This is a genomic window from Catelliglobosispora koreensis DSM 44566 (assembly GCF_000379685.1).
GTDB classification, from domain to species: domain Bacteria; phylum Actinomycetota; class Actinomycetes; order Mycobacteriales; family Micromonosporaceae; genus Catelliglobosispora; species Catelliglobosispora koreensis.
On sequence record NZ_KB903293.1, the window covers coordinates 314906 to 340418 of the forward strand.

The following is a 25513-nucleotide window of genomic DNA, read 5'->3' on the forward strand; positions in this document are numbered from 1 at the left end:
ACCGAAATGGCTTACCGCTGAGTACGTATCAGCGTTCCCTCCTGTCACACATTCCGGGGGACCTCTGGCGATCACGGCGAAACGGGCGTAGAAAGGTGATTACGGAAGGCAGCTACCTTGAAAATTGCAACATGTAGCGAGTTTTCCAGGCACGGCCACCGGGCCACCCACGCGCGAATCCAGCCGTCGCGAAGGCAAGTCACGGCAGGTGCAAGTAGCCTGATCGAGGACATAAGACGAGGTGCACGCTTGGTAACCGGCTAGGACGTGCGAGATGGCGCCGCGAGATTGCGGCGCCATCCCCATGTGCACGCCGGCCTTCTCTTTCGACCAACAGTTGCCCGGCGGGACCTAACAGGCATACGAACCAGGGTGCTGTTGCGGATGGTAGACAAGCGGCGACCGTCCAATCCGGACGGTTAGACCGCTGAAGCTATTTGATGCGTCTCTTGCGCTGCCAGTGCCACGGCGGTGGTCACGTGCTTGAGCCAGGACCGGATGCCGTCGGGCGTGCCGGTGGCGAAAGCGTTGGACGCGCCCACATATTCCGGCGCACGGGACGCGTGCACGACCTCTACCGGGATGACGCCGCGTGGATCGAGACCGCTGGCGACATAGGTCAGCCGGGCGGCAGCCCGGGCGATAATGCCGTTGACGCCCGGGAACGCCTGCAGCGCCAGCAACTCGCCGTGGATCACGGCCGCTCTGATCAACGGGTCGCCCTGGGTCACATAGCTCACGACCTGATCGAGCGGCACGACCGGCCGGCCCAGATCGGCGGTGGGGATCACGCCTGTCCCGGCCAGGACGTGCAGCTTGGCGAGCACCTGCCGCGGCGCGGACTGCCACCGCTCAGACAGCGACGGGATGGCTTCGGCGACCCGCAAAGCGCCCTGCACCAAGGGATCGAGCACGGTGCCGGAGCGGACTTCGGCGAGCTCATACTCAGTACCCTCAAGGCTTAAAGAAGCCACGGCGGAGCGCAAGCTGACCTCGGCGGCGACCAGGCCGCCCTTTCGGCGCATCGCCGGGTGCTTGTAGGCGCCGTCTACCGCAGCGCGGGCACCGGTCGCCGCATCGGCGATGTCGGTCAGATTGAGCAGTGCCGCCAGTGGGTCCATCATGGTCACTCAGGGTATAGGCATGTAATAGTTAGGAACCCTTCCTGTTGCTCAAAGAAATGCCCACGTAACATCGCCCGGAGACAGACGTCACAGGAGGCCCTCGACTCATGAGCGAGACTTTGGAAAACCTGCTGCAGGAGACGCGGCAGTTCCCGCCGCCCGCCGAGCTAGCGGAAAACGCCAACGTGAAGGCGGACGCCTACAAAGAGGCTGAGGTTGACCGGCTGGCGTTCTGGGAGAAGCAGGCGCGGCGGCTGCACTGGTTCAAGGAGTGGGATCAGACGCTCGACTGGTCAAACCCGCCCTTCGCCAAGTGGTTCGTTGGCGGCCAGCTCAATATCTCCTACAACTGCCTCGACCGGCACGTCCTGGCCGGCCAGGGAGACCGCGTCGCGATCCACTGGGAAGGCGAGCCCGGCGACACGCGCACGCTGACCTACAACGATCTGCTGATCGAGACGAAGAAGGCCGCCAACGCGCTGACCTCGCTCGGCGTGCAGGCCGGTGACCGGGTCGCGATTTACATGCCGATGATCCCCGAAGCCGCCGTGGCCATGCTGGCCTGTGCGCGCATCGGTGCCACGCACAGCGTTGTGTTCGGCGGATTCTCGGTCGACGCCCTCAAGGGCCGGATTCAGGACGCTTCCGCGAAGGTCGTCATCACCGCCGACGGTGGGTACCGTCGCGGAGCTCCTTCAGCGTTGAAGCCAACCGTCGATGAGTCGGTGGCCGAGTGCCCGACGATCGAGAAGGTTCTCGTCGTCCGGCGCACCGGTCAGGATGTCGCCTGGACAGACAAAGACGTGTGGTGGCACGACGCCGTCGGCAACGCGAGTGAAGAGCACGAGGCGCCGGCGTTCGACGCCGAGCATCCGCTGTTCATCCTCTACACGAGCGGCACGACCGCGAAGCCGAAGGGCATTTTGCACACGACCGGCGGTTACCTGACGCAGGCGTCGTTCACGCATCACGCCGTCTTCGACCTCAAGCCCGAGTCGGACATCTACTGGTGCACCGCCGACATCGGCTGGGTCACCGGGCACTCCTACATTGTCTATGGACCACTGTCCAATGGCGCCACCCAGGTCATGTACGAAGGCACTCCCGACACCCCGCACAAGGGCCGCTTCTGGGAGCTGATCGAGAAGTACCGAGTCACGATCCTCTACACGGCACCGACGGCGATCCGCACGTTCGCCAAGTGGGGCGATGACATCCCGGCACAGTTCGATCTGTCCTCACTGCGGCTGCTTGGCAGCGTGGGCGAGCCGATCAACCCCGAGGCCTGGATGTGGTACCGCGAGCACATCGGCGGCAACCGCTGCCCCATCGTGGACACATGGTGGCAGACCGAAACCGGCGCCATCATGATCTCGCCGCTGCCGGGTGTGACCAACTGCAAGCCCGGAAGCGCGATGGGTCCCCTGCCCGGCATCTCGGCCACGATCGTCAACGACGAGGGCCAGCCGACCGACGGTGGCTACCTAACGCTGACGGAACCTTGGCCGTCAATGTTGCGGACCATCTGGGGCGACAACGACCGGTTCATCGAGACCTACTGGGCACGGTTCCGGGAGCAGGGCTACTACTTCGCCGGCGATGGTGCCAAGCGTGACTCTGACGGTGCGATCTGGCTGCTCGGCCGCGTCGATGACGTCATGCTCGTCAGTGGCCACAACATCTCGACCACCGAGGTGGAGTCGGCGCTGGTGGCGCACCCGGCCGTAGCCGAGGCCGCCGTCGTCGGTGCCACTGACGCGACGACCGGTCAGGCGATCTGTGCCTTCGTGATCCTGCGCGGCGGTGCTTCGGTTTCCGAGGCCGAGTTGCGCGACCACGTTGGCAAGACCCTGGGCCCGATCTGCAAGCCGCGCCAGGTGCAGCTCGTGGCCGAGTTGCCCAAGACGCGTTCCGGCAAGATCATGCGGCGCCTCCTGCGCAACATCGCCGAGAAGAAAGAACTCGGCGACACCACAACGCTTCAGGACGCCAACGTCATGCAGCTCATCAAGGAAGGCATGCAGACCTCGACCGAGGACTGACGCGCTTGAAATAGGCGCGCCCACCGGATTTCCGGTGGGCGCGCGTTCGTTTAGCGGAGGGAGAACTCGGCTCCGTCGCCGCCTTCGCAAGGCGGCCCGGGGATCAAGCGGATCGTCAGCGCGTCGAGATCCATCAGGACGGTCCAGATCGTCTCGGAGATGTCTTCGCCGTCGCGCGGATCCACGTGCCGGCAGATCGCCAGCGGGAAGCTGTGGTGATCCTTCAGCGCGGTCAGGATGTCGTTCTTTTCCAGCAACAGCCGCCGCGCACGCGCCGAGCGGAATAGCGACGAGCCGCCCCAGTCCTTGATGGTGTCGTAGACCGGCACGCTGGACTCGAAGTGGTTGGCGTGCACCAGAATCCCGTCTTCAGGATGCAGCCAACCCCCATCACCTGGTACTAGTTCGAGGTCGATGATTTCCCCACCGTCCTGATGGGACTGTCCGATCAGGAGATTGATCGAAGCCGAGCGCGGGGAACGGAAAGCGTTGCGGGTCGCCCAGCTGAGCGAGTCAGCTTCCAAGACGGACCGCAGCAGCACGTGATAGGGAACGCCACCGGGCGTGCCATCGTTGGCGCTGCCGAGCAAGTTGACGCAGACGCCCACGCCCTTGTTGTTGAGCCCCGCCTTGGCAAGCATGCCGGCCTCGGTAAGCGCGGCGATCTCGTGCCCGTTCTCGTCTCGCGTGACGAGCAGCAGCGTGTAGGGCCGCTGCGCCGGGTGCCAGTCCCAGTTCTGGGCGAGCAGGGTCTTTCCGTTGCGCAGATCACCGATCGATGTGCACTCCTGCGGCGTGCCACACGTCGGGCTCCCGTAGAGCAACTCTGACCGGGCATTGATGGCATAGATGAGATCCGCGTCCACTCCGGCGGCCTCGGCCATCGCGTCAAGAGTGTCCGCTAGGCGCGGCCAGTGGGCGCGGGAGGTGGCCTTGAATACCGCTCCCTGCTCTTTGACCATGGCCGGGGTGAGCTGCTTGGCCCGGGCGAAGCGCTCTAGATAGGCGGCGACGTTGTCCCTGATGAGCTGCCCGGCCTGGGCACCGTATTGAGCGCCAATCTCTTGCGGCGTGCCCGAGACATCAACTACGGGGAGGGGGAAGTTCATGCTGCCAAAGGTTACCCGCACTTAGGATGCCGTCATGACCAATAACCGGGCCAGGCGGCTCAAGCTGCGCCGGCGACGGCCTACGTCCGGTGCGGTCATCCGGTTCTTGCGGACCGAACAGATTGGCGGCTTGATCCTTTTGGGTGCCACGGCACTTGCATTGATCATTGCGAATTCGCCGCTGGCTGACACCTACATGCGGCTGTCCGACACGAAGATCGCCGGAATCACCCTGGCGAACTGGGCCAAGGACGGCCTGCTGGCCATCTTCTTCGTCGTCGCGGGCCTGGAACTCAAGCGGGAACTGGTCGTTGGGGAACTCCGCCAGCCACGGCAGGCAGCCTTGCCCATCGCCGGGGCGATCGGCGGCATGGTCGTTCCCGCACTGGTCTGCCTCGCGGTCGCCTGGGGTTCCCCGGGTGCGGCGGACGCCTGGCCGGTGCCGGTGGCCACAGACATCGCGTTCGCGCTGGCCGTGCTCGCCATTACGGCCCGCTCGCTGCCCGCCAGCCTGCGGGTGTTCCTTCTCTCCCTCGCGATCGTCGACGATCTTGGCGCCATCGTCCTGATCGCCATCCTGTTCAGCACCAAGTTCGCGATCCTGCCCCTGCTTGGGGCGGTCGCCGTCGTGGCGCTCTACTTCTTCTTACAGCAGCGCCGGGTCAACGCGTGGTGGATCTATCTTCTGCTGGGACTGGCCACGTGGGTGCTCGTGCACGAAAGCGGCATCCACGCCACCATCGCCGGAGTCGCGATCGGACTGGCCACCCGGGTCAAACCGGACAAAGGTGAGCAGGAGTCGCCCGCGGAGCAGCTTGAGCACACCCTTCAGCCGATCTCAGCCGGGATCTGCGTCCCGTTGTTCGCCTTCTTCGCCGCCGGGATTCCGTTCAGCGCCGACAAACTGGCCTCCCTGTTCACCGACCGGGCAGCGCTCGGCGTCCTGCTTGGCCTGGTCGTCGGCAAGACCGTCGGTGTCCTAGGCGGAGCGTTCATCGCGGTGCGCACGCGCCTGGCCGCCGTTCCCGAAGCCCTGGACTGGCGGGATCTGTTCGCGGTCTCCGTGCTGACAGGCTGCGGATTCACCGTCAGCTTGCTCATCGCCGAACTGGCCTTCCCGGGGAGCGAGCAACAAGATGGCATCAAAGGCGCCGTTCTTTTGGGCTCGCTGACCGCGGCACTTATCGCCGCGGCCCTCCTGCGCCGCCGCGCTCGGGCACACGCAAGTTAGCCTGCTGACATGACTTCACGTCAGCAGGCTGCTGAAGACTCCTGCGTGATGATCGAGGGCCCATGGTCCCATCGGTTCATCAGCGCTAATGGCAGCCGGTTTCACGTCGCTGAGCTGGGCACCGGGCCACTAGTACTTCTCTTGCACGGTTTTCCGGAGTTCTGGTGGGCATGGCATCAGCAGCTGCCCATGCTCGCGGACGCGGGTTTCCGCGCGGTGGCGATGGACCTACGGGGATATGGCGCCTCGGACAAGCCGCCGCGTGGCTACGACGGCTTCACTCTGTCCGCCGACGTCACGGGCGCCATTCGCGCCCTGGGCGAGCGCAGGGCGATCATTGTTGGCGCCGGCGCGGGAGGCCTCATCGGCTGGGCGACGGCCGCTTTGCACCCGAAAATGGTGCAGCGACTGGTCGTTCTCGGCGCGGCACACCCATTGCGCTTGCGGTCCGCCTTCATCACCCAGGCCGCGCAGCGACGGGCTGGTGCTGCCCTGCTGAAATTCCAGCTGCCCCGCTTCGAGCATGTGCTCACCCGCGACAACGCGGCTCTGGTCGGCGACCTCCTGGACGAGTGGACCGGGCCCGCGTTTCAGTCCACTGCGGCCTATGCCGAATATGCCGCGAAATGCCGTGAAGCCATGCGCATTCCACAGGCCGCCTTCTGCGCGCTAGAGGCTTATCGCTGGGCTTTCAGATCAACCATGAGACTTCATGGGTACCGGTTTGTGCGCGCCATGAAGCAGCCGGTGATCACGCCGACGCTCCAATTGCAGGGCTCACTGGACACCGTCATGATCCCCGCGACGGCACAGGGTTCGGGGCGCTATGTGCTCGCCGACTACGAGTGGCGGCTGCTCGACGGCATCGGCCACTTCCCGCACGTGGAGACCCCCGACCTGGTGACCGGCGAAATCATCCGCTGGGCCAAGGGTTAGACCCGGATCTCCCGCAACTCGGTCACTTCACTGCGCGGTGCCCAGCCCTGATAGACGCCAAAGTCAAACTCATCGAGGCCGAGTTCTTTCGCGACCGGAGCCTTGCCGCCGGTGTATTCGACGCGCAGCCAGGACTCGTGCTCGCCCAGCACGATGAACGGCTCGCCTTTCCACAGGCAGGTCGTGCGGCAGTAGGCCAGATCCTCTACTTCGGACACAGGAAGCACCTTGACGTAGCGTCCCGTGCGCACCTCGTCGAACCCGTCCGATGGCTCAGGCAGGTAGAGCCGCACGTTGTCGCCGTCGGGGCTGGCTTCGTATTCCACGCCCTGATAGCGGGCCACGAAACAGTCACGCATCACTGACCGTCCGTCCTGAGCCAGCGCTGCCCATCGGTGTCCAGGATGGCCACCATTTCCTCGGTGCCGTCAGCACGGACCTTGAGCAGCCTCGTGCCGTGCGGAAGGCGGGCACTGTCCACTTTGAACTCCGCGATGATCTCTTTGCTCTCACCCGGGGCGAAGCCGTTGCCGCGGAACGGAGCGCGCTCGATGACCCAGCCCTGCATGGCTTTCATCGCCGCTTCGGTCTGCCCGCCGTAGGGAATGCGGTAGAGGTTGGGCCGGTAGGCCGACCAGCGCAGCAGGTAAATCTCGTTGGCGCCCACCAGGAATGGCGAGCCGGCCCAGTCGAGGCCGAGTGCCTGGCGCATCTGTTCCGCACCGCGCAGGTGGCCGACTTCGTGCGCCCGGTGCACGAACCCGGACACGCGGTCGTAGCCACGCTCCAGGTAGTAACCGACCTGGCTGGGTGCGATCGCCTTCTGCAGGACGGTCAGCTCAGGGCTCGTTCTGCCGGGGGCGGGGTATTTGGAGGCCGACGGCGTTGCTGTCGTGGTTTCCGCCGCCTTTGGCTCTTCCTCTTCCTCTTCGCTGCCAAGGCCGAACTCGGCCGCCCAGCTAGCCAGGGCGAGCAACTGTCCACCCGGGAGGGTCGCCCCAACGGGAGTGCCCGGGTTCACCGCGAATGACCACGACGGATCAGGCCACGAGCTGATCAGCTTGATGAACTTGATCGAAACCGTTTCGAGCCCGGTCGGGATGTGCTGCGTCGAGGTGTAGGACACGATGTGCGGCTCACCGTCGATCGGCTGCGGCCGCCATTGACCATTCGTCGTGCCAGACGACTTGGGAATCAGCACCGTCGCGAGCAGCAGGGTCGACAAGAACGCGTCTGTGTTGCCCGCCTCAGCCGCTTCGAAGAGCTGTTCTTCCACCGAGTTGGCCGGCACGAAATGAGGATCGGGGGCGCCGTGGCGCGGCTTGCCGTTCTTGGACATCTCCGACGATGGCTGCGCCACCGGAGCTGGCGCGGGCTGCGTCACCGGAGCGGGCTCGGCAAAGGCCTCGGCGAAAGCGGCCTCCGCGAACGACGGCTCAGGAAACGCCGGCGGTAGCGGTGGCGGCGGTGGTGCCGCAGGCGCGACCGGTGGAATCGGCGGTGGCGGAGGCAACGGGAGTGGCTGTGGCTCGGGCCGCGGGGGAAGAGCCCGCTGGCCGACCGTCGAGGCCACCCTCACCGGCTCGGTAGAACGGGCCGCTTTGGCCCTCTCGAGCGCTCTGACGCGCTCTAGACGGTCGCGTGGCGGCGAGTTAGCGGCAGCCGCCTGACGTGGCAGGCGGGCGTCACCACGCCCCAGCTGAACGACAAACCACGAAGGCAGATATCCCTCGATCGGCAGACCCGGATTTACCGCGAGCCACCAATCGTGGTTAGGCCAATTCGAGGCGAGGTCGCCTAGCGGCATCCGGCGGGCTGCTCCCGCGTGCTCAGCCAGGCAAGTGCGCATCGACTGCTCTGACGTGAACGCCAGCAGATGCGTGTGATCGTTGGAAGTCCACGTCGCCCAGCCGAGCGGCGTGCGGCCGGCTAAAGCGTCCGCTGAGACAGGTAGCAATAGCTCGATGCGGGTCAGTGCCCGAAAATACCGCTCCTGGTCTCCAGCGACCAGGGCGTCATAAAGCGCGACCTCGCCATCCGTTGCTGGTTCCCATGCCGCCCCGCGGTTCACCGCGCTAACACCTCCGCCCCTGCTCCTGTCGCGTACAACCTACTAGTTAAGCGCCTTCAAGTAGCATCCTCACCACCGTGAGCTATCTGAGATTCTGGAGGCGTAGTGCGTACCCCCCTCTCCGTGTTTGTCACCCTCACGGTGGTAAGCGCATGCGGCCTGGTAGGCATCACGGCCGCTCCGGCTGTGGCTGTCTGCGACCGGGCACTGCCCCCGGCAGCGCCAATATCTGACACTCCGTGGCCGCAGTTGCTGTGGGACTACAGCAAGCTGCCTGCCACCGGTGCAGGCGTGAAAGTCGCCGTGATCGACTCCGGTGTCGATACCAAACATCCGCAACTCAACGGAAAGATTGTTGGTTTCCAAGACTATCTAAGATCATCTCCGGGGGCTGAGGACTGTGTCGGTCACGGCACGGCCGTAGCGGGTCTCATTGTAGGGACGCCACCGAACAGCGGGGCCACTTTCCGCGGACTCGCCCCGCAAGCGCAAATTTTGGCAGCCCGGGTGAGCGAGAAGGTGCCGGGGAACGACTCCGCGCCATCGCCGACCGAGGAGGAGATGGCCGCGGCCGTCCGCTGGGCCATCGCCAACCAAGCGAAAGTTATCAACTTGTCACTCGCCTACACCGAGCCTGACGAGAAGCTGCCCAACTTCAAGAAGTCGATTGAAGAAGCGATCGCCGCCGATATCGTCGTCATCGCGGCCGCGGGCAACAACTACAAGAAGGGCAACCCGGTCCCCTCGCCAGCCAAATGGCCTGGTGTGGTGGGTGTCGCCGCCGTCGACAAGGACGGGCAGCGCCTCGAAGAATCCGGCATGGGCAGCTACGTGGACATCGCCGCACCGGGCGTTGACGTTATCGTGCCGCGGCCGGGCGGCGGTCACGCCCTTGATCGTGGAACGAGTTTCGCTGCCCCACTGGTGGCGGCCACCGCGGCGCTCATCTATTCGCGCTATCCCAAGCTTTCGGCCGGCCAGGTGATCAAACGGCTGATGGCGACGGCGGATCCGGCTCCCGGCGGCCGCAACAGCGACGGCTGGGGTGTGGGCATCGTCAACCCGCTGCGGGCGCTGACCGAGCCTATTGACGGCCAGACTCCCGTTGAGGGCAAAGCACTTCCGGGGCCGAGCCTCGACCCGAAGACCCTCGCCGCTCAGGAACAGGCAGCACAGTCCAGGTATCGCGCGTGGTGGATCGCTGGAATCGGGGCACTAGCCGCCCTCATCGCGGTCGCTCTGATGATCGCGCTGCCGGCCGGATCGCGGCGCAGATGGCGCCCAGCGGGCCGATAGGTCCTATGGCTGAAACCGGCTATAGTCCAAAGCGGACGCCAGGCGCACTTGGTAGGCGCCTGGCGTCCGCTTTAAGGAAAGGGATTTCCTAGAACATCGCGACGTTGCCGTCTTCGGTCTGCTTGAACCGGTCGGCGGTGTCAATCACTGCGTTCTTAATGTCGCGGAGCATCACGGTGATGTCGCCAGCAGCCTGCGTCCACTTCGCCTGCCGGGCCTCATAAGCGTCTTTCGCCGCACCAGTCCACGAGTCGACCAAAGGCCGGGCCGTGTCGTTAGCGTCGTCAAGCGCCTTGTCCATCGCCTTGATGGCGTTTTCGATGTCCGTCGCCGCGTCACGCAGCTTGAACTCATCGACAATAATGCTGTCTTCGTCAGGAACACCCATGACTACCTCCCCTTATCCCCGTTACAGCGGCAGATTTGGAATGTTGATGTTGTTCATCGAGCCCGCCGTTTCCTGGTCGGACGCGGTGTAGTTCTTGCCGCTGGAACGAACGCCACTCGCTGTCTCGAGCAATGCGCTCGACAGCTTGTTCTGCTGCTGCGTGAACGCTTCCTTGACGTTGTCGAACGAGCGCGCCGACTGGCCAGCCCAAGCTCCACGGAGCCCTTCAAGCTGGTTCATCAAGTCGTTCAGCAGTTTCTTAAGATCGCCTTCGACCTGCTCAAACTTTGACGCTGACGTCTCCATCAACGCCGCTTGTGCCGCAGTCGCCATGTCCTAGGTCACCCCACTCCCTGGATACTTCGCTTTCGCGCTGACGGTAGCTGTATAAGACAAATGTCGCCACCCCGGCACCGCCAGCTTGTGGATAACTTTACCTACGCCGGGTTGACCCCGACCGATGCGCGTTGCGGGTCAAGGCCTGGGCCTTCAGGGATTAGCGACACCATCGACGAGGGCAGCCGGACGCGTTTGGCACCTTCGTAACCAAATCGCTCAAGGACGCCAGGAACGGTTGCCGCATAACGGACACCGTTTTCTGTGATGAGGCTAACTGTCTGTCCAGAAGAGACGATCGCGCCCTTGCCACCAGGCACCAGAACGAAATCGGCGTACGTCGCGCCGGTCGTGCTGCGCGAGGCGGTCTGCGGACGGCTAGCGACATCGACCTGCACGTCAGCGAAAAGCTCGGCGTTGCCCAGGTCATCGGTGACCACTGAGCACAAGCTGCCCCCATAGGGCGTCAACTTCGGCGTGTTCAGCGGCGGGTCGTTGGGCCCGGTTGGCTTGGGCAGCAACGTGTCCCCGATTTTGAAGGCTGACAGGCCGCTCACGGTCACTTCGTGTTGCTTGGACCCCAGCAGGTAGGCCTGGAATTCACTGACCCAGAACAGCCCGTCCTGCCGGACCAAGATGTAGCGCAGCTCAGGGCCACCCGTTACCTTGAGCACCTCGCCCACGTTCCAGGACTTGTTGCCGGAGAACTGCTGGTTCGCACCAGGAACGCTGAGTTTGCGGACCACATCGCCCCGGGTCACGCCGACGAGGAATGCCTGCGAAACGATGGTGGGCCGGATTCCGGCCTTCATCACGTCGGCCGATCCATCCACGAGTTCGTAGGCTCGGCCGCGCCACAGCAAGTAGGTCTGTGTGCCACTGGTTTGCTTGGACGCCGACTCGAGCACGAATGCTTCGTCGCCCGCGACAAGGCGGCCGGGTGGCCGCTGGCCGACCAGGACCGCTGAGGCGGCGCCAGTTGGCAGGGCGAGCGAACACACCGTCCAGGGCAGTCCGACCATGTCCTTCGCGGCAGGCAGGGAGGCCGGCAACAGCGGAATGCCAATCGTTTGGCCACGCGGGACGTCAGCTAGCGACTTCGATGACACCTCGAATTTCGTTGGCTTGCCCGACGTCGAGGCCAAGTAGGCGGAGGCCAAGTTCAACGCGGGGTGCAGCCGGTTGTCCCGCCAGACATAGACCGCGCCCGTGCCCTTTTCGATGATCACAGCGCCGTCGGTCTTCCACGATCTGTCGCCGCTCTTGGTGAACACTCCGTAAATGCCGAAGCCCGCCGCGACAATCACAGCGATGAGCACGCTTGCCATCGTGGCGCCGGCCGCTCGCCGGAACGGAGACTGTGCTGGATCGGTCTCCCGCTGCACCAGCGCGGAAACCACACGCTGCACCATGAATTGATAAGAGTGCAGCTCATCCCGCCTCGAAGGCATACGCACCTCCCCGGTTGTTGTCGTTTGCCCTAACATGTGCTCTGCACACGTTCAGGGGGGAGGTTATCGCGATGACAGTGGAAACGGTGAGCCCATCCCCTGACACCGCCGTATCAGGCATGTTCTATCCGAGAAAACCGAAGCGGGTTTTCGGGCTGAGCGCTGGCCAGATCGTGATCGTGCAGGTCGCTGTCCTCGGCATCGCCTTGGCAGCGAAATTCCACGTGGCGGCCTTGGCCGCGGTGGTGCCGATCGCGGCCGGTCTGGTGATCCTCGGCTGGGGCAGGATGCGTGGACGGTGGCTGTCCGAGTGGTTCAGTGTCTGGCTGCGTTATCGCTCTCGCGAGCGGCGCATTGAAGCGGGCACCGACGCGATGGCTCTGCTCGCACTGGCGCATCCCGGCAGCCGTGTGTCCACAGTGGACATTGAGGGCACCTCCGCCGCTTTGATCGCCGATGGCGAAGGTTTGGTCGCGTTGCTTGAGCTCGGTGAGGCGGGCGTCATCCCCTCCCGCGCCTGGCACCCGTTGCCTTCTCCGGCTTCCCTGCTGCCTGCCCCCGCCGCGGACACTCCGCCGGTGCGCATCCAGCTCCTGCTGCACTCGGTGGCGGCCACCAGCATCGCCCCGGTCGCCGCGTCCTACCGTCAGCTCACGGGTGGGCGGCTGCTCGCCTCTGAGCGGGCCGTGGTGGCCGTGCGCGTGCAGCGGGCCGAGGGCTGGCCTGAGGAAGACCTGGCCCGTGCGCTCAGCGGAGCGGTCCGCAAGGTGCGCGCCAAGCTTGGTGACGTGCCGCACCGCGCGCTCGGCGAGGTCGCCGCGCTCCGGGTGCTGACCGAATTCGCCGGCCACGACGGAACGCATGTCGCCCAAGAGGGCTGGGCCGCGCTGCACCTGGGCGGGCTACTGCACAGCGTGCACGTCGCCGAGCGTTTCCCGCAGCCACACCCCGACCCGGCCCACGCTTTGCTGCCCCGTCTGCTGCGGTTGCCCGCGACCACGACGACGGTCTCGCTGACCGCCGGCCCGTGGCCCGGTCAGGAAGGCCAGGAGGTTCCGGCTCAGCTGGCGATCCGCCTCGCGACACCAGACCAGGCGAGCCTGGCATCCGCCGCGACGGCCCTAAAGCAGGTCCTGGCTTCCGATCAGGCCCAGGCCCGGCGCTTGGAGGGAGAGCAGATGGACGGTTTGCTCGCCACCTTGCCGCTGGCCGGTCCTACGCCGCCTGGGCTGCCGCCCGAGAGTTACTTCGGGCCAGCTCGCCGCACCGGTGCCGTCATGTCCTTGACCAGCCCCTACGGTGGCAGCGGTCTGATGATCGGCGTGAACCGTCACCAGGAGCCACTGACGTTCAAGATTTTCCGTCCTGAGGCGACCCGCATTGTCGTGATTGGAGGCGTGCCGATCGCTCAGACGGTCGCCGTTCGCGCGATGGCCTTGGGTGCTCACATCCTGGTGCAAACGACCCGCCCGTGGGCGTGGGAGGCCTTTAGCCGTGGCCTGGGCGCTGGCGCCCCACTGACGGTGATGGCACCCGGTCCGGTGACAGTTCCACCGGGGCACCCGCTGCATCCGTTGCTCACCATCGTCGACGCGGGCCCGGTCGCCGCCGACCGTTCGCAGGGCACACCGTGGCACAGCACGCTGGTTCTGCGCGACGATCTGTCCCCTGTGGACGTTGACGTGCTCGGGCGGGCCGATCTCGCCCTGTTGCAGCCACTGCACCCGGCGGAAGCCGCGGTCGCCGTGTCTGTGCTGGGGCTTAGCCGCGATCAGGAGTCGTGGCTGGCCCGGGCGCAGCCCGGCATGATCGGCGTCATTCACCGCCGCTCGGTACGGTGGGCCGCGCTGTCACAGACGCCTTACGAACAGCAGCTGATCGGTTCACTGAACCGCGTGCGGTAGTAACCCAAGCGGTGGTGTGGCACGATGCCTCACCATGGGCATCCTCCTCCGTTTGGCCGCAAGTGTCGCCGCCGTTTGGGTAACGACGCTTCTGCTCCCCGGCATCACGGTGACGGCTGAATCGACTCTCGGCAAAATCGGCACCTTCGTCGTGGTCGCGATTCTCATCGGCCTCGTTAACGCCATCCTGCGTCCCATCATCAAGACCGTCGGATGTGGGTTTTATCTCTTCACGCTCGGCCTGATCGCGCTCGTCGTGAACGGCGCCCTGCTGATGCTCAGCAGCTGGATCGCTCAGCAACTGGAGCTCGGCTTCAAGGTCGCTAGCTTCTGGCCTGACGCGATCCTTGGCGCGCTGATCATCGGTGTCGTGAGCACCGTGCTGAACTGGTTCGTCAAAGACTAAGTAAGGACCGTACTGTTGCTCCGGTGAGTCAGCTTCGCCTTGGCTATCTGTTCGGATTCGGCGCCTACGTGCTGTGGGGCTTCTTCCCCGCGTACTTCAAATTGCTGATTCCGTCGTCGGCCTTGGAGATCTTGGCTCACCGGATTCTTTGGTCTCTGGCCTTCATGGTTGTCGTGCTGACATTCATGCGGCGCTGGCGCAACATCAAGCAGTTAACCGGTCAGCCCGCGCGACTCGCGGGGATCAGTGTGGCCGCCGTGCTCATTGGCGTGAACTGGGCGACCTACATCTACGCCGTCAACATCGGCCAGATCGTCGAGACAGCGCTGGGCTATTTCATCAATCCACTGGTCGTCATCGTGCTCGGCGTCATCTTCTTCGCTGAGCGTCTGCGTCCCGTGCAGTGGGCCGCGGTGGGTCTGGGCACCGTCGCGGTCATCGTGCTGACTGTCGATTATGGACGTCCACCGTGGATCGCCCTGATCTTGGCGATTACGTTTGGGCTCTACGGCTTTAGCAAGAAGCGGCTCGGCTTGCCNCCCGCCGATGGGCTGTTGCTTGAGTCAGCCGCTTTGGCCCTGCCCGCCGCGATCACCCTCGGGTTCCTCACGACGGCAGGCAAAACCACCTTCGGTGAGGTGAGCACCGGTCACACCTTGCTGCTCATGGCCGCTGGTGCCATCACGGCCGTGCCGCTGTTGCTCTTCGCCGGTGCGGCAAACCGCATACCCATGACGGCGATCGGCATGCTGCAATACGTGGGGCCGACAATCCAGCTAATCATCGGGGTGTTCGTTTTCCACGAGCCGATGCCGCCGGTCCGGCTTGCCGGGTTCTGCTTGGTCTGGCTCGCCCTGATCGTCTTTAGCTGGGACGCGATCGCCAACGCCCGGCGCTCGTCCCGGCTCGCTCTTGCCGTCACGAGTGCGGCTTCCGTGCGCTAAATGTGCCTGTCGAGGCGACGCTCGAACCTTCCAGTGGGGGGACGAGTTGTGAATTGTGATGGCCTGCGCCCTTACCGAAGTCCACGATGGCGGGTGACACCGCGGCCCAGCCGCAGGTTCTGCCTGGCGTGGACTTGGCGGTACAAGCGCCGACGACTGTGCTGAATTTCGTTGTGCGCCTCGTGTGCGCGGCCGGAGGCGAATCTATGCCGGAGGGCGAAATCCTCGCCACATGAGACGAAGCAGAATTGCTTTCGCCGCGACAGCGGCCTTAATAGGTTCCTTCTTCATAACGGTCGCTGGCGCCCCGGTCTCGGCGGCGCCAGCATGTAGCCCTGCGGCACAAGACGAATACCAGGCTCTCAGGCTGGCCGCGACGTGCAAGACCCGCGTCGAGGTGCAGTCCGCGACCACGGAACTGACCCAGGTTTTCGCCAACCCGGATGGCACGCAGACGCTGGAGTCCTATGCCACACCGCAGCGGGTGCGCAAGGACGGTGGCTGGATGCAGATCGACACCAAACTCAAGCGGGGCAAGGACGGGCGGCTGCACCCGGAGACGACCGGCCACGAGGTCAGCTTCTCCAATGGTGGAGACACTCCGTTTGCCGTGTCCATTGTGGACGGTAAGCGATTTGAACTCTCATGGCCGCTGGGCGCACTTCCGGCGCCAAAGGTCGAGGGCGACTCCGCCACCTATGCCGAGGTGCTCCCAGGCGCAGACCTGGTGGTGCGTGCCACGCGCGGCGGATTCACTCACGTGCTCGTGGTGAAAACCGCTGAGGCGGCAGCGAATCCGGCCGTCGCTAAGGTGCACTACCGCGTGTCTGGGGAACTGTCGGCTCGCAACGCCGCCGACGGCAGCCTGGAACTCGTTGACACCACTGGCAAAGCGCTGCCAGTCGGTTCACACGCCTCGGAAATGTGGGACTCCGCGACGGATGTGGCGCTTGCCGGTGAGCTTCTGGCCGGCGTGACTATCGACGCCAAGAAGGCGCCGAAGTCGACTGCCGTTGAGCCCAGTGAACTCGCGCATGTGCGGCCTGTCCAGGTGAAGGCCGAGGGCAGCGACCTTTACGTCTTGGCGGACAAGGACTTGCTCAAGACGGGCACCCTGCCGATCTACATCGACCCGCCATGGGAGACATGGAAGTCCACGTGGGTATATGCCACGAACAACAACACCAACCGGACGCCTGGAGATGTCGCTCGCGTCGGTGATGACCCCGAAGGATCGGTCGTCTTCCGCTCGTTCTTCACGTTCCCGGTCGGCGCTCTCTACGGCAAGCAGGTCCTGTCGGCCTACATGTACATCACGCTCGACCACAACGGTGCATGCGCTGGCAACACCGCCTACGCCTACCGCACGGCCGACCAAACGGCTGGGGCAGGATCACGGGTCACGTGGTCTCCCGCGCTGAGCCTGTTGCTGGGATCGGCTTTTGGTGACTCGAACGAGACCGGTTCTTGTGGCTCAGACCAGGGCGATGACAACCTGATCTTCGGTAACAACGTGACGACGCGCAACGACGTGGCCTCCAATGCCAACGCCAGCAACGCTGCGTACACCATCGGGCTTTGCATGTGTTCTTCCTCTGGTGGCAGTGGCGAAACCGGCACCTACCAGTGGATGAAGTTCTTCCACGCCAGCGCCAAGCTCGTGACGACCTATAACACCCACCCTGGTACGCCGACGAACCTCACCACCTCAGCAGCCGCGTGTGGCTCGTCCATCGCGACGCTGTCTCCCCTTCTTAAGGGGCAGTACATCGACGCTGACGGCAGTGACACGCTCACGGCGACCTTTGAGTGGCAAGAGCTTCCGTCCGGCGCGGTCAACAGCATCACCGGCCCCTCCAAGCCCGCCAACAACTATGGTGAAGTGACGCTGACCTTGCCAGCTTCGGCGGAAGGCAAGTCGTTCCAGTGGCGCCTGCTCACCCGGGACGCGAACTCCCCCAACACCGGAACCTCAAGCTGGTGCGGATTCACCGTGAACACCGGCCCACCACCGGCGCCGGGCGTCTCGTCACTCGTCTACCCCGCTGATGGCGTCGCTCACGGCGGACCGGGCGTCGCCGCCGACTTCACCTTCACCAACGGTGGCACCGCTGGCACTGACATCACCAGTTATGTCTGGGGCTGGAGCAGCCCACCGTCCAATGTGGTCACGGTTTCGCCTGGCGCGTCGCACACGCTCAAGCTGACCCCGCCGCGCTTTGGCAACAACACCCTTTACGTCATGTCCCGCGAGCCGTCGCTCATCGCTGGGCCGATCAAGAGCTACCAGTTCCTTGTTGGCGCACCGTCGGCACCTATCGCGCACTGGCCGTTGGACCAAATCAACGCGCCCAACTACGACCCGATCACCGGCCCCGCGCTGACAGTCGAGTCTGGCCGTGGCGATCTGACGTGGAGCCCAGACGTGCGCTACATCGGATCGAACTCGCTGGGCCTCGACATCGTGGGAGAAACGCCGACTAACATTCCGGCGGCCATGAACGCTCCACTGTCCACGTTGGACACATCGCAGGCGTTCACCGTCGCGGCTTGGGTGCGGCCGTCTGTCGTACCAACGGTGAATTCAAGTTTCGCCGGCAAGGATGGCACGGACTCGGGCGGCTTCTACCTCGGTCTCATGCACAGCGGAGCTCCCTACGGTCCCCGATGGGCCTTCGGCTTGAAGGACACCTCGTCGACCGCAAGCCCCACCCGGTTCGCCTACGCTCCCAACCTCTTTACCGCCGCCGACACCCGTAAGTGGGTGCACGTCGCTGGAAGCTACGACCCGGCGGAGAAGAAGCTGCGCCTGTTCCTCGACGGTCAGCTCGTCCACGAAGCCGACAGCGGCACCACGCCATGGAACGCGACAGGCAACTTCACGATCGGCCGGTCGTACCACGCTGGCGCGGCTGACATGTTCAAGGGCCACATCGCCGACGTGCGGGTGTGGAACCGGGTCATCGTGAAGGACGACCTTCAGGGCACCGACGCCGACGTGGCCGCGGGCACCCAGGCTGTCCCCGGCATCCTGCAGCCGACCGAGGTCGGCACATGGAACTTCGCCGACTACGACGCCCTCGACGGCTCCTACTGGTCTCGCCACATGACGCCTGGCGCCAACGCCAGCTTCACTGACCCGGGCTACGACGGCGACACAGCGCTCTCGCTCACCGGTGTGGCGGACAGCATCGCTTCCACGAGCGGGCCGGTCCTGCGCACAGACAACTCGCACACGATCTCGGCCTGGATCCGCCCAACGGTCATTCCGGCCGCGGCCACCACGGTCTTGAGGCAAGCAGGCACGGTCTCCTCCGCGACCAAGCTCATGCTTCAGCCGGATGGAAAGTGGGCCTTCAGCATCGCCAACGACAACGGCGATGGCACGTCGACCTGGAAGACCGCGACGTCGAATATCGCGGCCACGACGGGCGCCTGGGTCCACGTCACCGGGGTCTTCGACTACGGCACCAAGGAAGTCCGCCTCTACGTCAATGGCGTGCTTCAGACGACGAAGGCAACCGGGGCCATCGGCCAGTACGCGGCGCACCCATTGGTGCTCGGCAGTGACGGCGGAACCACCTATTTCGCCGGTGACGTGGATGTGCTGAAGATGTTCGCTGGTGCGATGAACGATCGCGAGGCGAAGAACTTGTACAACAGCGTTCTCTAATCACGACAGTCCGCTCAAGGCGCCCTCTCCCCCGAGAGGGCGCCTTTCTTTGTACGCCGATCAATATGCGTTTTGTATGCGTTTGCTGTGCTTTGTCTATGCGTCTGTTGGCCACGATCTGTGCACCACATATGCGGGGGCAGCGCTTTGGTGATGCGTCCGCAGTGCCTAACTCCTCAAACAGAAAGCGGATGACATGTCCAGCGACGAAAAACGCCGCCCTGATCGCTTCGCGATCAAAAAGCGGCTTCCACAGTGGCTGCGAAGGGGGTTGCCTTTAGCACTCATCGCGTCGGTGCTCACACCGATCGCGGCAGTGCCAACGGTGACTACCCTTTCGGCCGCACCGACCACGTCGGCCAACACGTTCAAGGTGCAAGGCAAGGTCAGGCCCCTGGATCTCTCGCAGGGTTCCAAGCGGGACAAGCTCGCCCCTGCCGCGTGGCCCGCTCCCTCGGTGGCTGACATTGACCTATCCAAGGCGACCGGAAAGCAAAAGGCCGGCCAGGCACCACTTTGGATCGAACCAGCCGCTTCGGCCAAGGATTCAGGGGCGTCGGTGCGGGTCGCCATTCTGGACCGGGCGAAGCTTCCCGCCGCGTGGCAAAACGGCGTGGTCGTGCAACTGTCCCGAACAGATGGTGCGAAGGCCAACTCCGACTTCGAGATGTCGATGGACTACTCCGGCTTCGCCAGCGCGTTCGGCGGTGACTGGTCGGGACGGCTCCAATACTGGGCCCTTCCGGAATGTGCCCTGACAACTCCTGAAGTTGCCGGATGCCAGGCCACGCCAATCGAATCGGCGAAGGACCGCACACAAAACAAGGTGAGCGTTGACCTGAGCCTCGCCGGCACCAAGGCCGCGGATAGCTTCTCGCTATCAGGCGCGGCTGCCGGTGGCGCGATGATGGTGGCGCTGGCCGCAGGCCCCTCAGGTGACACCGGAGACTTCGGTGCCACCGCTTTGCAGGCGTCGTCTTCGTGGACGGCAGGCGGTTCTTCGGGTGACTTCTCTTGGAGCTACCCGATTACGCTTCCACCGACCCTGGCCGGGCCAGCCCCAGAACTAACGCTGGGCTATTCCTCCTCGGCCGTGGACGGGCGCACCCTCGCCACGAACAACCAGCCTTCCTTTGTCGGGCAAGGCTTTGACTACAACCCGGGCTCGATCGAGCGCCGTTACAAGAGCTGTGCCGAGGACATGGGCGGCACCGCTAACAACACCGTCAAGACCGGTGACCTCTGCTGGGGCACCGACAACGCGGTGCTCTCCCTCAACGGCATCGGTGGCGAACTCGTCAAGGACGCCACGACCGGGGTATGGAAAGTCAAGAGCGACACCGGCGCCAAGGTGGAACGCCTTGAGGGCACGGTCAACGGGGCCTGGAACAACGAGTACTGGAAGGTCACCACACCGGACGGTGTGCAGTACTTCTTCGGGCTCAACCGGCTTCCTGGCTACACCGGAACCGCACCCGCCAACACGGAAACCAACTCAGCGCTTCTGGTTCCCGTGGCTGGCAACAACACCGGCGAGCGCTGCCGGCAGACCGCGTTCAAGGACAGCTTCTGTAACCAGGCTTGGCGGTGGAACCTGGACTACATCGTTGACCCGAACGGAAACACGGTGTCGTTCTGGTACAACAAGCACACCAACAAGTACGCCAAGAACATCGTGGCCGCGGATGACACCGTCTACGACCGCGACAGCGTCATCTCCCGGATCGCCTACGGCACCGACAAGCGCTCTGGCACCGACACGGTCTACACCAGCGCCAAGGCTCCGATGCAGGTGCTGTTCGAGACCGGCGACCGTTGCCTCACCACGTCTTGCGGCACACACGACGCGGTGAACTGGCCCGACACGCCTTGGGACCAGGAGTGCACCGGCACTTCGTGTGACGGTAAGTACACGCCGGTCTTCTTCTCCACGGTGCGGCTGAAGAAGATCACCACCCAGGTGGTGAAGGCTGGCAGCTACTCCAATGTGGACTCATGGGAGTTCACGCACGATTTCCCGCCGACGGGATCTGGTACACCCAAGGGTCTTTGGCTTGAGTCCATCAAGCGGACCGGTCACGTGGGCACACCGATCGTGATGCCAGAGGTCAACTTTGACTGGGTGGCGCTGGAGAACCGGGTCGACACCTACAACGGCACTAAGCCCACGATGAACTGGCACCGGATGAGCACCATCTGGACCGAAACCGGTGGCAAGATTAGCGTTCGCTACTCCGACAAGCAATGTGTCCCGGGGTCGAACATGCCATCAGCGCCGCACGCCAACACCTTGCGGTGTTACCCGGTGCTCTTCGAGGAAGACGACGTCACCAAAACTGAGTACTACCACAAGTATCTGGTGACCGAGGTCTACGAAGCCGACCTCACGGGCGGCGGCACGGACAAGGTGACGAAGTACGAGTACCCGGGCACGCCAGCGTGGCGTTTCGCCGACGACGACGGCATGTCGAAGGACAAGTTCCGCACGTGGTCGGTGTTCCGTGGCTACGACACGGTGCTCACCCGCATCGGCGCGGCCGGCCAGGAAACCCTGTCGGAGACTAAGTATCTGCGGGGTATGCACGGCAGCAAGGACACGCCGGCTGGCGGGCTCAAGGACATCACTGTCAACGCCAGCCTGGGTAACGAGGTCGTCAAGGACCTGGACGCTGTCGCCGGTTCGAAGCGGGAAGAGACGGTCTACAACGGCGCGCTCACCGCTCCGGTGTCCAAGACCGTTTACGTGCCTTGGGTTTCGGCCGCCACCGCCAGCCGCAACATGGGCACGACAACGGTGACCGCGGCGCACGAAGGAACGCAGGCGACGTACTCCTCGGTGAAGCTTGAGGATGGAACCTGGCGCACTACGAAGACGACGACCGTCTTCGACTCCTACGGCATGGAAGACACCGTCACCGACTGGGGTCTCGTTAGCCCCGACGGTGTCACGGACGCCTCAGGTGACGAGACGTGTGTCGACAACACCTACAACCGCAACGTTGGCGCCAACATTCTCGCCTCGATCAGCCGGGTGCAGAAGTTCGCGGTTAAGTGCGGCGGCGCGGTGCTGTCTAAGGACGACGTCATCGACGACGTACGCACCAGCTACGACAACCAGGCCTACGGTGCCGCGCCCACCAAGGGCATCGCCACCATGGTGGAGAAGCTGGAATCCTGGACGCCCGGTGGTGGCACGCAGTTCATGGTCGCCAGCCGGTACGAGCAAGACGTCTACGGTCGTGAGATCAAGAGCTGGGACATCCGCAACAACGTCCAGACAATCGAATTCACGCCCACGACCGGCGGCCCCGTCACCAAGGTGACGACCACTAACCACAAGGGCTGGTTCTTTGTCGACGAGCTCGAGCCCGCCTGGGGCAAGCCGACGGGGAAGGTGGACGTCAACAACAAGCGGACCGACATGGTTTATGACGCACTCGGCCGCTTGGTAAAGGTCTGGCTGCCCAACCGCCCGATCGCGAGCAACCCGGCGTCGCCCAGCATTGAGCACATCTACACCATCCGGAACGCGGGTGGCGTCAACGCTGTCACGACAAAGAAGCTCAACGCCAGCGGCAATTACGTCGAGTCCGTCGCGCTTTACGACGGCCTCCTGCGCGAACGGCAGACGCAATCTCCTGCCGCGACAACAGGAACCGTGTTCACCGAGAACATCTACGACGCCGCAGGGCGCAAGAAGATTGTCAACAACTACTACTACGACGCGAATGTCTCGCCAAGCACCACCTTGCGCGGCATCCTCGACTGGGAAAACAAGTCGCAGAGCGTCACCGAGTACGACCGGGCCGGCCGCGCTGTGGCAACCGTTTTCAAGGTGTCGGGTCAAGAGAAGTGGCGCACCACCATCAGCTTTGGTGGCGACCGCATCTACACCAACCCGCCAGCGGGCGGTTCTCCGACAACCACGATCAGCGATGCCCGTGGCAACACGGTCGCGCTGCGCCAGCACTCGGGCGGCTCAACGGCAGGCCCGTTCGACGAGACGGTCTACACCTACAACCGGAAGGGGCAGCTGGAGAAGGTTACTGACTCGGCTAACAACGTGTGGAAGTACACCTTCGACGTTCAGGGCCGCGCGGAAACCATCGACGACCCGGACAAGGGCTTGAACACCAAGACCTTCTACCCCACCGGCGATGTCAAGGAGACCATCGACGCTCGCGGCGAGAAGCTGATGTTCGAGTACGACGACCTTGGCCGCAAGGTCGCGGTCTACGACGACGCCATCTCCGCCACGAACAAGCGGGCCACGTGGGCCTACGACCCCACGGGCGCCAAGGGGCACGTCGCCTCTTACAGCCGCTGGACCGGCACGAACCGTGATGTCGAGTACAAGACCCGCATCCGCGGCTACACCCCGCTCTACAAGTCGACCGGTGAGGACTACATCATCCCGACCCAGGAAGCAGGTCTGGCGGGCACCTACACGTTCACGCGTACGTACAAAGTGGACGGTAGCCCGGCGACTGTCACCTACCCGAACGCGGGTGGCCTGGGCGGCGAGACCGTGACTTACACCTACGACAGTGTCACTGGCCGCGCCAAGCAGGTTCAGACCAACTGGCCGGGCGCTGGGCAATACGTCACGAACACGGACTACACCGCCTATGGTGAGGTCTCCTTCGTGCAGTACCAGATGACAGCCGGCAACTGGATTCAGCGCTCGCGGATCTTTGAGGACAGCACGCGCAATCTGATCCAGGACACCGCTATCCGCCAGATCGCACCACAGACCCTGGCTGATGTTCACTACACCTTCGACGCCACCAACAACATCAAGAAGATCGCTGACACCCCGGCGGGCGGCACCGCTGACGTCCAGTGCTTCACGCAGGATCATCTGCGTCGCCTCGTAGCGGCGTGGACTCCTTCGTCGGGCAACTGTGACCAGGCGGCAGACGCCAACGCCCTCGGCGGCCCCGCGCCTTACTACCAGAGCTGGGTCATAAACAAGCTGGGCAACCGGATCACGCAGACCGACCACGCCGCCGGTGGCAACACCGTCGCCACCAGCACCTACCCCAACCCGGGCACGGGTGTTGACCGGCCACACGCCGCGACAACGGTAACCACGACCGGAACCGGGGCTGGCACGAAGCAGTACGCGTACGACGCCAACGGCAACATGGTGTGCCGTCCGAACGCGACCGCGACCAGCAACAACTGCACCACCGAAGCCAGCAGCCAGATCCTTGGCTGGGACGCCGAGGACAAGCTGTCCACTGTGGAGGATGGCAGTGTCACGCACGAGTACCTTTACGACGCGGAGGGCACTCGCCTGATCGCCCGTGATGGCACTGGCAAGACGCTGTTCCTGCCCCAGACCGACCTCCGTTACACGACGTCGGGCGGGCTCGCGGCGACCCGCTACTACAACGACGGGCTCGGCGTGTGTGCGGTGCGCACGGCGGCTGGCATCAACTGGATGATCAGCGATCACCACAACACGCAATCGCTCACGGTGGCGGCCGGCAACCAGGCCGTGACCCAGCGGCGGGAGAAGCCCTTCGGCGGAACCCGTGGCACACCAGCGGGTTCGTGGCCAACCACAAAGGGATTCGTGGGCGGCGAGAAGGACGCGACCGGACTGACCTACATCGGTGCCCGCGCCTACGATCCGGCTGGCGGAAGGTTCATCAGCGTGGACCCGGTCATCGACTACAACGATCCACAACAGATGAACGGGTACGCGTACAGCAACAACAGCCCGATCACGATGACCGACCCCACGGGCAAGCGTCACGATGATGGTGGCGGCGGCGGTGGCGGCTCCTCTAACCCGTGCGCCAACCCCGGCTCCTTCAGGATGGCGGAAAGGTGCGCGGACGAAGCCGCGGCAGCACGGGCACGGGCGGCAGCGCTCGCACTCGGGGCCAAACACCGGGGCATGCTCCGCATGGAGTTCTTCGAGGACACTTCGGAGTTCGACGCGCGGAAGGTCTACAAGACCAATGCCATCGCCCCGGGGCAAGGCGTCATCATGTTCCGGTTCTTCATCTCCGACCACACCGCCGCCGGCGGGATGCTCGAAGGTGACGGCCGAGGGTTCACCAGCGATGTCCACACGAAGTACCGCGTGGCTGTCGTCTGGGACACCGAAACCGGTGAAGTCAGCTTCACCTCGACCGGTAGCTGCGTCAACCTCATCGGGGCCTGCCCCGATCAGGATCCGGTGAACCAAGGTGGGTCAAACTACCTGGAGACCATCAGCATGGGCACCGGCGAGAACGAGCTATTCGCGAAATACACCGGTCTCAACAGTGTGCTGCCTTGCTGCTCGGTCGACGGAACTATCAGCATCAAGTTCGATTCGCGTGGTGTGACGCTGCAACTGAAGGGGGACAACTACCCCGACTTTGAGGCGTACCAATACCACCCGGACGGCACCATCTCGACCCTCGCCCAGAACAAGGTGACCTGGCCTGGAACCACAGGCGAAATGGCCACCGCGGTCTACAACTCCACGCGACTTTCGCCACAGCGGAACATGACGTGGACCAACGGCGAAAGGACGGGGTGCGTCAACGAAGCGACAACGGCCAACCTATGCAGCTGATAGGTAGGCGCCCATAAGCAGTGCC

At 64.2% G+C, this 25513-nt stretch carries 16 protein-coding genes; 9 read left to right on the top strand and 7 right to left on the bottom strand.

Translation table 11 applies throughout. The features are described 5' to 3' along the window. Nucleotides 1–419: 419 nt before the first annotated feature. A complete protein-coding gene (locus A3E1_RS0137830; protein WP_407637411.1) occupies nt 420–1121 on the bottom strand; it encodes a Fic family protein in 702 nt (233 codons plus the stop codon). 110 nt (nt 1122–1231) lie between these two features. Between A3E1_RS0137830 and acs the strand changes: the two genes are divergently transcribed. Next, nucleotides 1232–3166: an acetate--CoA ligase gene (acs, locus tag A3E1_RS0137835; RefSeq protein WP_020526043.1), complete on the top strand. Its 1935-nt coding sequence runs from the start codon at nt 1232–1234 to the stop codon at nt 3164–3166. 50 nt (nt 3167–3216) lie between these two features. Here acs and A3E1_RS45535 read toward each other — a convergent pair whose 3' ends face one another. After that, nucleotides 3217–4275, bottom strand: a complete 1059-nt coding sequence (locus A3E1_RS45535; RefSeq protein ID WP_020526044.1) for a C45 family autoproteolytic acyltransferase/hydolase — start codon at nt 4273–4275, stop codon at nt 3217–3219. Nucleotides 4276–4309: 34 nt separating this feature from the next. On the opposite strand from A3E1_RS45535, the gene nhaA reads away from it, so the two are divergent. Together nhaA and A3E1_RS0137850 are read left to right on the top strand one after the other, a co-directional pair. Then, nucleotides 4310–5506 carry a Na+/H+ antiporter NhaA gene (gene nhaA / locus A3E1_RS0137845; RefSeq protein ID WP_020526045.1) on the top strand — a complete coding sequence of 399 codons (1197 nt, stop codon included), beginning with the start codon at nt 4310–4312 and terminating at the stop codon, nt 5504–5506. Between the two features lie 9 nt (nt 5507–5515). Further along, nucleotides 5516–6442: an alpha/beta fold hydrolase gene (locus tag A3E1_RS0137850; RefSeq protein ID WP_026209240.1), complete on the top strand. Its 927-nt coding sequence runs from the start codon at nt 5516–5518 to the stop codon at nt 6440–6442. On the opposite strand, the gene A3E1_RS0137855 is transcribed toward A3E1_RS0137850, so the two are convergent. Further along, nucleotides 6439–6804 (bottom strand): hypothetical protein, encoded by a 366-nt coding sequence (locus tag A3E1_RS0137855; RefSeq protein WP_026209241.1) that lies wholly within the window; start codon nt 6802–6804, stop codon nt 6439–6441. The two genes, A3E1_RS0137850 and A3E1_RS0137855, sit on opposite strands and share 4 nt — an antisense overlap. Further along, nucleotides 6801–8513 carry an SseB family protein gene (locus tag A3E1_RS0137860; RefSeq protein WP_020526048.1) on the bottom strand — a complete coding sequence of 571 codons (1713 nt, stop codon included), beginning with the start codon at nt 8511–8513 and terminating at the stop codon, nt 6801–6803. The genes A3E1_RS0137855 and A3E1_RS0137860 overlap by 4 nt, the downstream gene beginning before the upstream one ends. A 105-nt stretch (nt 8514–8618) precedes the next feature. On the opposite strand from A3E1_RS0137860, the gene mycP reads away from it, so the two are divergent. Next, a complete protein-coding gene (gene mycP, locus A3E1_RS0137865) occupies nt 8619–9809 on the top strand; it encodes a type VII secretion-associated serine protease mycosin (protein ID WP_083929797.1) in 1191 nt (396 codons plus the stop codon). A gap of 88 nt (nt 9810–9897) precedes the next feature. Here mycP and A3E1_RS0137870 read toward each other — a convergent pair whose 3' ends face one another. The 3 genes from A3E1_RS0137870 to eccB all read right to left on the bottom strand — a co-directional run bounded on the left by A3E1_RS0137870 (nt 9898) and on the right by eccB (nt 11984). Continuing rightward, nucleotides 9898–10197, bottom strand: a complete 300-nt coding sequence (locus A3E1_RS0137870; RefSeq protein WP_020526050.1) for a WXG100 family type VII secretion target — start codon at nt 10195–10197, stop codon at nt 9898–9900. Between the two features lie 21 nt (nt 10198–10218). Then, nucleotides 10219–10530 (bottom strand): WXG100 family type VII secretion target, encoded by a 312-nt coding sequence (locus A3E1_RS0137875; RefSeq protein WP_020526051.1) that lies wholly within the window; start codon nt 10528–10530, stop codon nt 10219–10221. A 104-nt stretch (nt 10531–10634) separates the two neighbouring features. Further along, entirely contained in the window at nt 10635–11984 is a 1350-nt protein-coding gene (eccB, locus tag A3E1_RS0137880) for a type VII secretion protein EccB (protein ID WP_020526052.1), read from the bottom strand. 71 nt (nt 11985–12055) lie between these two features. Here eccB and A3E1_RS44195 point away from each other — a divergent pair, with 71 nt between their 5' ends. The 5 genes from A3E1_RS44195 (at nt 12056) to A3E1_RS44200 (ending at nt 25488) form a co-directional block, all read left to right on the top strand. Then, nucleotides 12056–13888, top strand: coding sequence for a hypothetical protein (locus A3E1_RS44195; protein ID WP_020526053.1), 1833 nt, complete (start codon nt 12056–12058; stop codon nt 13886–13888). A gap of 34 nt (nt 13889–13922) precedes the next feature. After that, the gene (locus A3E1_RS0137890) at nt 13923–14294 is read left to right on the top strand and encodes a phage holin family protein (protein ID WP_020526054.1); all 372 of its coding nucleotides are present in this window, start codon (nt 13923–13925) and stop codon (nt 14292–14294) included. Between the two features lie 23 nt (nt 14295–14317). Then, on the top strand, nt 14318–15238 hold the full coding sequence (rarD, locus tag A3E1_RS0137895) for an EamA family transporter RarD (RefSeq protein ID WP_020526055.1): 921 nt from the start codon (nt 14318–14320) through the stop codon (nt 15236–15238). A gap of 232 nt (nt 15239–15470) precedes the next feature. Further along, nucleotides 15471–18911, top strand: a complete 3441-nt coding sequence (locus tag A3E1_RS0137905; RefSeq protein WP_083929799.1) for a LamG domain-containing protein — start codon at nt 15471–15473, stop codon at nt 18909–18911. A gap of 196 nt (nt 18912–19107) precedes the next feature. Then, complete coding sequence (locus tag A3E1_RS44200; RefSeq protein ID WP_020526058.1) at nt 19108–25488, top strand: RHS repeat domain-containing protein; 6381 nt, start codon at nt 19108–19110, stop codon at nt 25486–25488. Nucleotides 25489–25513: the final 25 nt, after the last annotated feature.